Consider the following 13789-nt stretch of genomic DNA (forward strand, 5'->3'; position numbering starts at 1 on the left):
ATTCGGGGCCCGCAGCGTGGGTCGGATACCCTAGCTGCCGATGACGTGCCCTCGTTTCGACCTCTTTGTCGTCGGTTCCGGTTTCTTTGGTCTGACGATCGCCGAGCGCGTGGCGACGCAGCTGGACAAGCGCGTTCTCGTACTCGACCGGCGACCGCACATCGGCGGCAACGCCTACTCCGAGCCAGAGCCGCAAACTGGCATCGAGGTGCACAAGTACGGTGCGCACCTGTTCCACACGTCCAACCAGCGGGTGTGGGACTACGTGCGCCAGTTCACCGAGTTCACTGGCTATCAGCACCGGGTGTTTGCGATGCACAACGGTCAGGCCTACCAGTTCCCGATGGGCCTGGGCCTGGTAACGCAGTTCTTCGGCAAGTACTACTCGCCTGATGCGGCTCGGCAGCTGATCAAGGAGCAAGCGGCCGAGATCAAAACCGAGGACGCGCAGAACTTCGAGGAGAAGGCCATCTCGCTGGTCGGCAGGCCGCTGTACGAGGCGTTCCTCAAGCACTACACCGCCAAGCAATGGCAGACCGATCCGAAGGAACTGCCCGCCTCTAACATCACCCGGTTGCCGGTTCGCTACACGTTCGACAACCGATATTTCAACGACACCTACGAGGGTTTGCCCGCCAAGGGTTACACCGCGTGGCTGAAAAACATGGCCGCCGACGACCGTATCGAGGTGCGGCTGGACACCGACTGGTTCGACGTCCGCGACTCGCTGCGCGCCGAAAGTCCAGACGCGCCTGTGGTCTACACCGGGCCGCTGGATCGCTACTTCGACTACGCCGAGGGTCGACTGGGTTGGCGCACATTGGATTTCGAGGTCGAGGTGCTCGATACCGGAGACTTCCAGGGGACACCCGTGATGAACTACAACGACGCCGATGTGCCCTACACCCGGATTCACGAGTTCCGGCACTTCCATCCCGAGCGGGAGTATCCGACCGACAAGACGGTGATCATGCGGGAGTTCAGCCGGTTCGCCGACGACGACGACGAGCCGTACTACCCGATCAACACCGAAGCCGACCGCGCGGTACTGACCGCGTACCGTGCGCGGGCCAAGGCCGAGACGGCATCATCGAAGGTGTTGTTCGGCGGCCGGCTGGGCACCTACCAGTACCTCGACATGCACATGGCGATCGCCAGCGCACTGAATATGTACGACAACACGCTCGCGCCGCACCTGAGTGACGGCGCGCCACTGACCGACAATGGCACAGAAAGCAACAGTGCATGAGTGACATCCCGGCCGGCGCGCTCGACGCCGAGGAATCCAAGGCGATCAGCCTGATCGCCCGCGTCATCCTGCCGCGACCTGGCGAGCCGTTGGACGTCCGCAAGCTCTATATCGAGGAATCGGATACCAATGCACGGCGTGCGCACGCGCCGACCAGGACCACTTTGGAGATCGGGCCCGAGTCCGAGGTCTCGTTCGCGACGTATTTCAACGCCTTCCCCGCGAGTTACTGGCGGCGGTGGTCGGTCCTCGAGTCGGTGGTGCTGCGGGTCGAGTTGACCGGCAGTGCACGCATTGACGTCTACCGGTCCAAGGCCACCGGTGCCCGCATCACCGTCGGCGGCGCGCCCATCTCGAGCGACGAATCGGATCAACCTGCCCTCGTCGAGTTCGAAGTCGGTCTCGATACGTTCGAGGACGGCGGCTGGATCTGGTTCGACATCACCACGAACTCGAAAGTCACCGTGCACAGCGCCGGTTGGTACGCGCCGGTGCCTGCGCCGGGTCGGACCAACGTGGCGGTCGGTATCCCGACGTTCAACCGACCTGCGGACTGCGTCAACGCGCTGGCCGCGTTGACCTCGGATCCCTTGGTGGACGAGGTGATCGGTGCGGTCATCGTGTCCGATCAGGGCACGAAGAAGGCTGTCGACCACCCAGGGTTCGACGCCGCGGCCGAAGCGCTTGGCAACAGGCTGTCGATCCACAACCAGCCGAACCTCGGCGGCTCCGGCGGCTACAGCCGGGTGATGTACGAGGCGCTGAAGAATACTGACTGCGAACAGATTCTGTTCATGGACGACGACATCCGCATCGAGCCGGATTCGATCCTGCGGGCGTTGGCGATGAACCGGTTCGCCAAGGTTCCGACGCTGGTCGGCGGACAGATGCTCAACTTGCAGGAGCCGTCGCATCTGCACGTGATGGGCGAGATGGTCGCACAAGAGAACTTCATGTGGACCAACGCGATCAATACCGAATACGACCACAACTTCGCCAGGTATCCGCTCAACGACGAAGAGGAATACCGCAGCAGGCTGCTGCACCGCCGCATCGACGTCGACTACAACGGCTGGTGGATGTGCATGATCCCGCGGCAGGTGGCAGAAGAACTCGGCCAGCCGTTGCCGTTGTTCATCAAGTGGGACGACGCCGACTACGGGCTGCGTGCGGGTGAGCACGGCTACCCGACCGTCACGCTTCCCGGCGCAGCGATCTGGCACATGGCGTGGAGCGACAAGGACGACGCGATCGACTGGCAGGCGTACTTTCACCTGCGCAACCGTTTGGTGGTCGCCGCCATGCACTGGGACGGCAACATCCGCGGCCTGTTGGCGAGCCATCTCAAGGCGACGTTGAAACACCTTCTGTGCCTTGAGTATTCGACCGTCGCGATCCAAAACAAGGCAATGGACGACTTCCTGGCTGGGCCCGAGCACATTTTCTCGATCCTGGAGTCCGCGCTGCCGGAGATCAGGCAGATGCGTCAGGAGTTCCCCGACGCGGTCGTGCTGCCGGGCGCCACCGCGCTGCCACCACCGTCGGACAAGCGGTGGCGCAAGAGGGTGACGATCCCGACCAATGCGTTGTCGATCGCCGTGCGCCTGACGCGCGGCGTCGTCCACCAACTCAAGCCGCACAATCCCGAGCACCATCGCCGCCCCCAGATCAACGTCGCGACGCAGGACGCCAGGTGGTTCTCGTTGTGCAAGGTCGACGGAGTCACGGTGACCACCGCCGATGGCCGTGGGGTGGTCTACCGGCAGCGGGATCGCGCGAAAATGCTTGCGTTGCTTCGCGAGTCGTTGCGGCGCCAGGCGGCTCTCGCCCGCAAGTTCAACAAGATGCGCAGGGTCTACCGTGAGGCGCTGCCGGTGCTGTCGAGCAAGCAGAAGTGGGAAACGGTCTTGTTCGAGGCCTCCGTGCATGGCTGACCAGTTGCGGGGCGAGGAAGCCGCGCTGGTGGCCGTTCAGTCGGCGCTCGCCGATCGGCCGGGAGTGCTGGCGGCTGCGCGCGCACTGTCTCATTTCGGCGAACACAGTTTCGGCTGGCTTGCGGTCTCCGCGCTCGGCGCACTGCTTCAGCGATCGCGGCGGCGGGCGTGGCTGGCCGTCGGCGCTGGCGCGTTCCTCGCCCATGCCGCGGCGGTGGTGATCAAGCGGGTGGTCAAGCGTGAACGTCCGCATCACCCCGAGGTCGCCGTCAACGTCGGCACGCCGAGTCGACTGAGCTTCCCGTCGGCACACGCCACCTCGACGACGGCGGCATCCATCTTGCTGGCGCGCACGACCGGCCTTCCGTTGCCCGCAGTGCTGGTGCCACCGATGGCGTTGTCGCGCTTGGTCCTCGGCGTGCACTACCCCAGCGACGTGCTCACTGGTGTCGCCGTCGGGGCGGTCGTCGCGAAGACGGTCGGTGCGGTCGCTGATCGGGTTGGAGGGGATGGATGAGCATCTCGAGTGAGAGCAGTGCAGAGAGCGCGCGCAAGATGAGCGAGGAACCGGCGTCGGTCAAAGGCCCGCCCAGCAACGTGGTCACAGGGCTGATCAAGGCCATTCGGCCGCGACAGTGGGTGAAGAACCTGCTCGTCTTGATCGCGCCAGTCGCCGCGTTCGGCAGCGACGTCAAGTTCAGCGTCGAAGATGTCGCGGCCAACGTGGCGATCGCGTTCGTGGCGTTCAGCCTCGCCGCGTCGTGCGTGTACCTGATCAACGACGCCCGCGACGTCGAGGCGGACCGCCAACACCCGACGAAGCGCTTCCGCCCGATCGCCGCGGGCGTGGTGCCCGAGTGGCTCGCGTACTCCGTAGCGGTGGTGCTCGGTATTGCCGCGCTGGCCGTGTCGTTCCTGGCCAACCCGAACCTTGCCGTGGTGATCGCGATCTACATCGCGATGCAGCTGGCCTACTGCTTCGGACTCAAACACCAACCGGTGCTTGATATTTGCATCGTCGCTTCTGCGTATCTGATTCGTGCCATCGCCGGTGGCGCCGCGGCGGGAATCCCGCTGTCCCAGTGGTTCCTGCTGGGCATGACGTTTGCGTCGCTGTTCATGGTGGGCGGCAAGCGCTACGCCGAATTGCAGCTCGCGGAGCGCACCGGGGCCAAGATCCGCAAATCGCTGGAGAGCTACACGGCGTCCTATCTGCGCTTCGTCTGGACGCTGTCGGCAACGGCCACGGTGCTCTGCTACGGGCTGTGGGCCTTTGAACGTGATGGCAACTACGCGTCCTGGTATGCGGTGACGATCATTCCGTTCACGATCGCCATCCTGCGATACGCCGTCGACGTGGACGGCGGGCTGGCGGGCGAGCCGGAGGAGATCGCGCTGAAGGACCGTGTGCTGCAGCTGCTCGCCGTGGCGTGGATCGGAACCATCGGTGCCGCCCTTTTCCTCAGCTGACCGATTAAGGACTGCGGCAGCGGGCCGACTGGCCCGCTGGCCGGCCTTTCCCTATGACATGACCACCAGGGTCAGCCTGTGGGTCGGCGTGATCGCGGTGTCCGCGCTCTACGGCTGGGGCGCGTGGCAGCGGCGGTGGATCGCGGACGACGGGCTGATCGTACTGCGCACCGTGCGGAACCTGTTGGCAGGCAACGGTCCCGTCTTCAACGCGGGCGAACGCGTCGAGGCGAACACCTCCACGGTCTGGACGTACCTGATCACCCTGTTCGGATGGATCGGCGGCGAGGTGCAACTCGAGTACGTGGCGCTGTACCTCGCGCTGGTGCTCAGCGTGGCGGGCGTGGCGCTGTTGATGTTCGGTGCGGCGCGGCTGTACGCGCCGGGACTGCGTGGCCGACGGGCGTTGCTACTGCCCGCGGGCGCCCTGGTGTACATCGCGGTGCCGCCCGCGCGGGACTTCGCCACCTCTGGGCTGGAAAACGGCTTGGTGTTGGCATATTTGGGCCTGCTGTGGTGGATGATGGTGGCCTGGTCGCAGGCGTTGCGGCTCTACCCCGCCGGGCAGCAACCGCTGCCGCACCGCGGCGTGCCTCCCGCGCTTCGCAGGGCGCCGGTCACCGCGGCGTCGACACCGACCAACGCGGTGAGCCGATTGTTCGATGGCACACTCGCTTTCGTCGCGGGGTTGAGCGTGCTGGTGCGGCCCGAACTGGCGCTGATCGGCGGGCTCGCCTTGATCATGATGCTCATCGCAGCCCGTGGCTGGAGTCGTCGAGTGCTCATCGTCGTCGCGGGCGGCTTCCTGCCGATCGCCTACCAGATCTTCCGAATGGGCTACTACGGCCTGCTCTATCCCAGCACCGCGCTAGCGAAAGACGCGACGGGATCAAAATGGGCCCAGGGCTTTGTGTATCTGGCCAATTTCAATCGCCCGTACCTACTGTGGGCACCCGCCATCCTTCTGGTCGGTCTCGGCCTCGTCACGCTTGTCACGAGGGGAAGGCCGTGGTGGATCCGCCGGGCCACCCCGGCGGGATACAGTTGGCTGGCCCGCAGGGTGCAAAGCCCTTCGGCCGTCGTGATTTTCATTCTCTTCAGTGGGCTGGTGCAGGCCATCTACTGGATCCGCCAGGGTGGCGACTTCATGCATGGCAGGGTCTTGCTCACGCCGCTGTTCTGCCTGCTGGCACCGGTGGCAGTGATCCCGATGGCGTTGCCCGACGGAGCCCAAATGCCTCGTGGCCCAGCCTATTTGTTCGCGAGCGCGACCGGTGTGCTGTGGCTGGCCGTCGCGGTGTGGTCGCTGTGGGCGGCGAACTCACCGGGACTGGGCGCCGACGCCACCCGCGTCACCTACACCGGCATCGTCGACGAACGACGGTTCTACTCGCAGGCCACGGGCAATCCGCACCCGTTGACCGCTGCCGACTATCTGGACTATCCGCGCATGCGCGCGGTTCTCACGGCGCTGGACAACACCCCCGACGGCGCACTGCTGTTGCCGTCCGGCAACTACGACCAGTGGGACGTGGTGCCCGCGGTTCCGCCGCCGCCCGATATGCCTGCTGATCTCCGGAAGGATTACAAGGGCCCGCACACAGTGTTTTTCACCAACCTCGGCATGCTGGGCATGAATGTCGGGCTGGACGTGCGGGTGATCGACCAGATCGGCCTGGCAAACCCGCTGGCGGCGCACACGGCACGCCTTACCGACGGCCGCATCGGGCATGACAAAAATCTGTTCCCGGACTGGGCGGTGGCCGAAGGACCCTTCTTGACGATGCCGCCGTTCATCCCTCCCTACCTCGATGAGGACTGGGTCATCCAGGCCAGAGCCGCGTTGAAGTGCCCCGAGACCGACGCCATGCTCAACGCGATTCGCGGTCCGATGAGTTTGCGCAGATTCCTGTCGAATCTGGTGCATGCCCCGGGGTTCTCCAGCTACCGGATCGACCGTGTGCCGCTATATGAGCTGCTCCGCTGCGGACTCGACGTACCCGCACCCGTCGCGCCGCCGTACACGGGCATGCCCGCAACCGGTCCTTGACCGCGGCGTCGATTTGTTAGCCGACAGGGTTTTCTGGGAGTTTGGTAACGCCGCAGCCATATTGGCGCGATAGCTACTTCGAGACCGCCGGTGCAACGGCGTGCATACGTGAACGGACGGTAGACCAACAGATGCCCAGGCCATCGGCGATCAACGCTGTGCGAACTCGGCTTCTGCGCACGCTTGTGGTCGCTGCCGCGGCGTTGACCCTTCCTGGGCTCGCGATCGTCTTCGGCGTCACCCCTGCCGCCAACGCGTTCTCCCGTGAAGGACTGCCGGTGGAATACCTCGACGTCTACTCAACGTCGATGGGCCGCAACATCCGTGTGCAGTTCCAGGCCACCGGAGGCGCAGCGGCGCCGACATCGAGTTCCGGAGGCGCGGCGGCGCCGACATCGAGTTCCGGAGGCGCAGCGGCCCCGAGCAAGGCCGTCTACCTGCTCGACGGGATGAGGGCACGCGACGACTACAGCGGCTGGGACATCGAAACCCCAGCGTTCGAGTGGTTCTACAACTCCGGGGTCGCCGCCGTGATGCCGGTCGGCGGGCAGTCCAGCTTCTACACGGACTGGTATTCGCCGTCGAGCTTCAACAAGCAGGTCTACACCTACAAGTGGGAGACGTTTCTCACCAGCGAGCTCCCGCTGTGGCTTGCCGCCAACAAACAGATCTCGATGACGGGCAATGGCGTTGTAGGACTGTCGATGTCGGGAAGTGCGGCCCTGATTCTCTCGGCGTATCACCCGTCGCAATTCTCATATGCTGCGTCGTTGTCGGGCTTCCTGAACCCGTCGGCTCTGTTCATGCAGCAAGCCATCCGGGTCGCGATGCTCGACGCGGGCGGCTACAACGTCGACAACATGTGGGGCGCGCCATGGGATCCGGCGTGGAAGCGCAACGACCCGATCAAACAGGTGTCGCGGATCGTCGCCAATGGCACCAGGCTGTGGATCTACTGCGCGCCCGGCGGAAACAGCGCCGTCAACCCCAATCCGGATGTGAATCAGCAGTTCAACGCCGACAGCCTCGAAGGCATGGCGATCAAGAGCAACAAGGACTTTCAAGAGGCCTACACGAAAGCCGGCGGCACCAACGCGACCTTTGTGTTTCCGCCGGCGGGCAACCATGCGTGGCCCTACTGGGGCCAACAATTGACGGCCCTGAAACCAGACCTGATCTCGACCCTCAACGGCTGAGGAGCGACCAGGGACGATACACGCTGAGGAGAGGAATCACGCTTAGGTGTGGTTGACTACACGGGCACGCCGCGGGTTCGGCTGTGCGGCTTACGACAGATGGGATAGGTAGAAGCATGAAGTTCGTTGGGAAGATGCGCGGCGCCTGGGTGCGTCGGCTCACGATTGCGGCCATGGCCGCTGCCGTGTTGCCCGGCCTCGTGGGGTTCGTCGGCGGCTCGGCGACTGCGGGGGCTTTCTCTCGTCCGGGTCTGCCGGTCGAGTACCTCATGGTTCCGTCAGCGGGGATGGGACGCGATATCAAGGTTCAGTTTCAGAGCGGCGGCGCCAACACTCCCGGCGTCTACCTGCTCGACGGCCTTCGTGCCCAGGACGACTTCAACGGCTGGGACATCAACACCGCGGCGTTTGAGTGGTACCTCAATTCCGGCCTTTCGGTGATCATGCCGGTGGGCGGGCAGTCCAGCTTCTACAGCGACTGGTATTCGCCTGCCTGCAGCAAGAAGACCGGCGCCTGCCAGACGTACAAGTGGGAGACGTTCCTGACCCAGGAACTGCCCGCCTATCTGGCGGCCAACAAGGGCGTGGACGCAAGCCGTAACGCCGCCGTCGGTCTGTCGATGGCCGGTTCGGCCGCGCTGACGCTGGCGATTTACCACCCGAACCAATTCCAGTACGCAGCCTCGCTGTCCGGCTTCTTGAACCTCTCCGAGGGTTGGTGGCCGATGCTGGTCAACATCTCGATGGGCGACGCGGGCGGCTACAAGGCCGACGACATGTGGGGCAAGACCGAGGACCCCAACAGCGCATGGAAGCGCAACGACCCGATGGTCAACATTGCGAAGCTGGTCGCGAACAACACCCGCATATGGGTCTACTGCGGTAACGGCACCCCGTCCGACCTGAGCGCGGGCCTGTCCGCGGGCAACCTGTTCAACGCCAAGTTCCTCGAGGGCTTCACGCTCCGCACGAACAAGACGTTCCAGGAGAACTACATTGCCGCTGGCGGTAAGAACGGCGTGTTCAACTTCCCGTCCAACGGTGTGCACGACTGGCCGTACTGGGGTGCGCAGCTGCAGCAGATGAAGCCCGACATCCAGCGGGTGCTCGGCGCGACGCCGCAGGAAGTTCCGATGGCGCAGCCCACCGCGAACACGTCCGGCGGCTAATCGCTGACGACAACACGATCGACGGCGGCGACCTTTCGAAGGGTCGCCGCCGTCATCGTTTCCAGAGCGCCCCGCAACGGTGATGTGGTTCACTACCTCCCGGCGGGACATGGGCGAACAGGATGCGACGTGAGGTGGGGTACATGCGTGGGTTGATACGAGGGCTCTTGACCGTGGCGCTGGCCGCAGGGCTTTGGTCGGTTGGCACATCGGTGGCGCCGATCGCCAAGGCAGACGTCGAGATGCTGATGGTGCCGTCGGCTGCGATGGGCCGCGACATCCCGGTCGCCTTTCAGGGCGGTGGCCCACACATGGTCGTGCTTCTCGACGCGTTCAACGCGGCCCCCGACGTCAGCAACTGGGTGACTGCAGGCAATGCGATGAACACCCTCGCCGGCAAGGGCATCTCGGTGGCCGCGCCCGCCGGCGGCGCATGGAGCCTGTACACCGACTGGGAGCAGGACGGCAGCAGGCAGTGGGAGACCTTCCTGGCCAACGAGCTACCCGACTGGATGGCCGCCAACAAGGGGCTCGCGCCCAGCGGTCACGCCATCGTCGGCGCCGCACAGGGCGGCACCGGAGCGGTGACCATCGCGACGTTCCATCCTGACCGCTACCGGTTCGCCGGATCGCTGTCCGGTTTCCTCAACCCGTCCAACACCTACACCAACGGTGCGATCACCGCCGGGCTGGCGCAGTTCGGCGGCGTCGACACCCGCAACATGTGGGGATTGCCACAGCTGGGCCGGTGGAAGTGGCATGACCCGGACGTGCACGTGCAGTTGCTGGCCGACAACAACACCCGGTTGTGGGTGTTCAGCCCGTCCACGCTGGGGTGCGCCGATCCCGCCGCGATGATCGGATACTGCGACCAGGCGCAGGGCAGCAACCGTTCGTTCTACCAGCATTACCGCTCGGTCGGCGGGCACAACGGGCACTTTGATTTCCCTGACGGTCCGCAACATGACTGGGGTACCTGGGCTGGTCAGCTAGGTGCGATGTCCGGCGAACTCGTCGCCACGATCAGGTAGCCATCACGTAGCAACGGCCGCGGTCACCGGGTTCCCGCCGGAGCAGCCGGTACCTTGGAGGAGTGCAGCACGCCGAACGACGCCCGACCGGCCTGGCAAACCTGTGCCGGTGGTCGGCAACCTCGGTTCTGGTCGCGTCCTGCGCGGTCCTGCTGACCGGTTGCTCGGTGGCCGACGACGTGATGGCCTCCGTCGGACTGTCGACAAGCGAGAGCGCGCCGGCGCCGTCGCAGCCCGACGATGGCAGCGCGATGGTGGTGACCGATCAGCAGCGGGCGTATCTCGATGCGCTCGGCGCCGCCGGCGTCAAGCCGTCGAGCGATCTGATGGCGCTGCGCATCGGGTCGTACGTGTGTCAGGCACAGGCCGCCAAACAGAGTGATCAAGCCGTATGGGACGTCGTGGTGCCGTTGGTGCGCGGCGATGTGAGAACCGCGCATCTGAGTTCGTCGGCACCGTCGGCCGGTGACGTGAATTCGGCGACGGCTGACTACATTCGGATCGCAACCGACAAACTCTGCTAGCAGGAGCACATGTCCAAGACCAATCGGCGGAAACGCCACCGTATCCTCGCGCTCGTCGCAGCCGGGGCGATGGCACTTGTCGTCGTGTTGATCGTCGCGATCGTGATCGTGGTGCTGCGCAAGCCCGAGACCCCGCAGACCGCGCTGCCGCCGAGCGCCGTGCCGCCCACCGCTGTGCCGCCGACCGCCAAGAAGCCACGTCCGGAATTTCAGTCCGCCGACTGCCCGGACGTCGAGATGATCTCCATCCCGGGGACCTGGGAATCCTCGACGCAACTCGATCCACACAACCCGGTGCAGTTTCCCGCCGCGCTTCTGCTCAATGTGACGAACCCGATTCGCGCGCAGTTCGGCAACGACCGGCTGGAGATTTTCACCGTCCCGTACACCGCGCAGTTCCACAATCCGCTCTCGGCCGACAAGCAGATGTCGTACAACGACAGCCGCGCCGAGGGGACCCGTGCCGCGGTCGACGAGATGAAGCGGATGAACGACGCGTGCCCGCTGACGAGTTATGTGCTCGTCGGCTTTTCCCAGGGCGCCGTGATCGCCGGTGACATCGCCAGCGACGTCGGCAACGGGCGCGGGCCGGTCGACGAGGATCTGGTGCTCGGTGTCACGGTGATCGCCGACGGCCGTCGCCAGGACAACGTCGGTCAGGACATCGGCCCCAACCCAGATGGTCAGGGCGCCGAGATCACGCTGCAGGAAGTACCGACGCTGTCGGCGATGGGCCTGACGATGACGGGTCCGCGGCCCGGCGGGTTCGGCGCGCTGAACGGCCGCACCAACGAGATCTGCGCGCGAGGCGACCTGATCTGCGCGGCGCCGGAGTCGGCATTCAACATCACCCAACTGCCGCGCACCCTCGAGGTGCTCGCCGGCAACGGTGGGCAACCGATTCACGCGTTGTATGCCACGCCGCAGTTCTGGAATCTCGATGGCGCCTCGGCGACACAGTGGACACTGGGGTGGGCGCAGAACGTGATTGATAACGCTCCGCACCCAAAACATGGCTGACATGTGACCGGAGCGATTTGGCCTGGGCCGAGAGCTCGCCTAACATTAAGAAAAAACTAAGAGCGGTGCGCGAAAGTCGAACTGAATACGCAGGTCAGAGCCCATAAATATGGTTGACGTCCTTAACGCCTACTCCCCGGTACCATTTCCAGGGTTTGGGTTCGCGCGGTTCGCCTCGACGGCACGACTGCGGCGTCCCGCCGGCAAGAGCTGAAGTGGCTTCGCGATGAGCGCGTGGCTTGACAGGAGAGTGCGATGGCCTTCCACAACCCGTTCCTCAAGGGCGGACAGATCGTGTTTCCCGACAACGGGAACCTGGTCCGTCACGTCGAGAGGTGGGCGAAGGTGCGCGGCGACAAGCTCGCCTACCGCTTCCTGGACTTCTCCACCGAACGCGACGGCGTCGCCCGCGATTTGAACTGGGCCGACTTCGGCGCCCGAAACCGCGCCGTCGGCGCCCGGTTGCAGCAGGTCACCCAGCCGGGTGACCGGGTCGCGATCCTGTGTCCGCAGAGCCTCGACTATCTCGTCGCGTTCTTCGGCACGCTGTACGCCGGTCGCATCGCCGTGCCACTGTTCGACCCGTCAGAACCCGGTCACGTCGGACGCCTGCACGCAGTGCTCGACGACTGCCATCCGACGGCGATTCTGACCACCACCGAGGCGGCCGAGGGGGTGCGCAAGTTCTTCCGGACCCGCCCCGCCAAGGAGCGCCCGCGCGTCATCGCCGTCGATGCGGTGCCCAACGACGTCGGCGCGACGTGGGAGTCCGTCGACATCAACCGGGACACCATCGCCTATCTGCAGTACACCTCCGGCTCAACCCGCATCCCGACCGGTGTGCAGATCACCTACCTGAACCTCGCGACCAACGTGGTGCAGGTGATCGAGGCGCTGGAGGGTGAGGAAGGCGACAGGGGCGTGTCCTGGCTGCCCTTCTTCCACGACATGGGTCTGATCACCGTGTTGCTGTCGCCGATGATCGGCCACTACGTGACGTTCATGACCCCGGCCGCGTTCGTGCGCAGGCCGATTCGCTGGATCCGCGAACTCGCCCGCAAAGAGGGCGACACCGGCGGCACCATCTCGGTGGCCCCCAACTTCGCGTTCGACCATGCCGCGGCCCGCGGTGTGCCCAAAGACGGTGAGCCGCCGCTGGATCTGTCGAACATCAAGTGCATCCTCAACGGCAGCGAGCCGATCTCAGCGGCCACGGTGCGACGCTTCAACGAGGCCTTCGGTCCGTTCGGATTCCAGCCCAAGGCGATCAAACCCTCCTACGGCCTCGCCGAGGCGACGCTGTTCGTGTCCACCACTCCGATGAACGCCGAGCCGACGATCATCAATGTCGACCGCGACGAGCTGAATGTGGGCCGGTTCATGCCGGTTCCCGACGACTCGCCGAAGGCCGTCGCGCAGGCGGGCGCGGGCAAGATCGGCATCGCCGAGTGGGCCGTGATCGTCGACAACGACACCGCCACCGAATTGCCCGACGGTCAGATCGGCGAGGTCTGGATCAGCGGGCAGAACATGGGCACCGGGTACTGGGGCAAAGAGGAAGCCACGCTTGAGACTTTTCAGAACATCCTCAAGTCGCGCACCAACCCCTCGCACGCCGAAGGCGCCGCCGACGACGCGACGTGGGTACGCACCGGTGACCTCGGCGCCTACCACGACGGTGAGCTCTACATCACAGGGCGCACAAAGGATCTGGTGATCATCGACGGCCGCAACCACTATCCGCAGGACCTCGAGTACTCGGCCCAGGAGGCGTCCAAGGCGCTTCGAACCGGGTTCGTCGCCGCGTTCTCCGTGCCGGCGAACCAGTTGCCCGACGAGGTTTTCGAGAATGCGCACGCCGGTCTCAAGCGCGACCCCGACGACACCTCCGAGCAGTTGGTGATCGTCGGCGAGAGGGCGCCCGGCGCACACAAGCTCGATATGGGCCCGATCGCCGACGACATCCGTGCCGCGATCGCGGTACGCCACGGCGTCACCGTGCGGGACGTGCTGCTCACCGCGGCCGGCGCGATACCCCGCACGTCGAGCGGCAAGATCGGCAGGCGCGCCTGCCGCGCCGCCTATCTGGACGGCAGCCTGCGCACTGGGCGCGTGGCCAACGCGTTCCCCGACGAAACCGACTAGA

Annotated in this window: 11 protein-coding genes; all 11 read left to right on the forward strand. The window is 65.1% G+C overall.

From position 1 onward, the window contains the following. Positions 1 to 40 precede the first annotated feature (40 nt). The gene (glf, locus tag ACGFK1_RS28525) at positions 41 to 1249 is read left to right on the forward strand and encodes a UDP-galactopyranose mutase (protein WP_393437606.1); all 1209 of its coding nucleotides are present in this window, start codon (positions 41 to 43) and stop codon (positions 1247 to 1249) included. After that, positions 1246 to 3183, forward strand: a complete 1938-nt coding sequence (locus ACGFK1_RS28530; RefSeq protein WP_393437609.1) for a glycosyltransferase — start codon at positions 1246 to 1248, stop codon at positions 3181 to 3183. The genes glf and ACGFK1_RS28530 overlap by 4 nt, the downstream gene beginning before the upstream one ends. After that, entirely contained in the window at positions 3176 to 3700 is a 525-nt protein-coding gene (locus ACGFK1_RS28535) for a phosphatase PAP2 family protein (protein WP_393437612.1), read from the forward strand. Before ACGFK1_RS28530 ends, ACGFK1_RS28535 begins: the two co-directional genes overlap by 8 nt. 38 nt (positions 3701 to 3738) lie before the next feature. Then, positions 3739 to 4653: a decaprenyl-phosphate phosphoribosyltransferase gene (locus tag ACGFK1_RS28540; protein WP_393437774.1), complete on the forward strand. Its 915-nt coding sequence runs from the start codon at positions 3739 to 3741 to the stop codon at positions 4651 to 4653. Continuing rightward, a complete protein-coding gene (gene zomB, locus ACGFK1_RS28545) occupies positions 4631 to 6703 on the forward strand; it encodes a flagellar motor control protein ZomB (protein ID WP_393437615.1) in 2073 nt (690 codons plus the stop codon). The genes ACGFK1_RS28540 and zomB overlap by 23 nt, the downstream gene beginning before the upstream one ends. A 131-nt stretch (positions 6704 to 6834) precedes the next feature. Further along, on the forward strand, positions 6835 to 7899 hold the full coding sequence (locus ACGFK1_RS28550) for an esterase family protein (protein ID WP_393437618.1): 1065 nt from the start codon (positions 6835 to 6837) through the stop codon (positions 7897 to 7899). 116 nt (positions 7900 to 8015) lie between these two features. Beyond that, positions 8016 to 9068: an esterase family protein gene (locus ACGFK1_RS28555; RefSeq protein ID WP_393437620.1), complete on the forward strand. Its 1053-nt coding sequence runs from the start codon at positions 8016 to 8018 to the stop codon at positions 9066 to 9068. Positions 9069 to 9211: 143 nt separating this feature from the next. Next, positions 9212 to 10099, forward strand: a complete 888-nt coding sequence (locus tag ACGFK1_RS28560; protein WP_393437623.1) for an alpha/beta hydrolase-fold protein — start codon at positions 9212 to 9214, stop codon at positions 10097 to 10099. Positions 10100 to 10161: 62 nt separating this feature from the next. Next, a complete protein-coding gene (locus ACGFK1_RS28565) occupies positions 10162 to 10623 on the forward strand; it encodes a DUF732 domain-containing protein (protein WP_393437625.1) in 462 nt (153 codons plus the stop codon). Between the two features lie 9 nt (positions 10624 to 10632). Beyond that, positions 10633 to 11643, forward strand: a complete 1011-nt coding sequence (locus tag ACGFK1_RS28570) for a cutinase family protein (RefSeq protein WP_393437628.1) — start codon at positions 10633 to 10635, stop codon at positions 11641 to 11643. Positions 11644 to 11898: 255 nt separating this feature from the next. Continuing rightward, entirely contained in the window at positions 11899 to 13788 is a 1890-nt protein-coding gene (fadD32, locus tag ACGFK1_RS28575; protein ID WP_393437631.1) for a long-chain-fatty-acid--AMP ligase FadD32, read from the forward strand. Position 13789: the final 1 nt, after the last annotated feature.

The organism is Mycobacterium sp. NPDC048908, from assembly GCF_043197955.1.
Taxonomy (GTDB): Bacteria; Actinomycetota; Actinomycetes; order Mycobacteriales; family Mycobacteriaceae; genus Mycobacterium.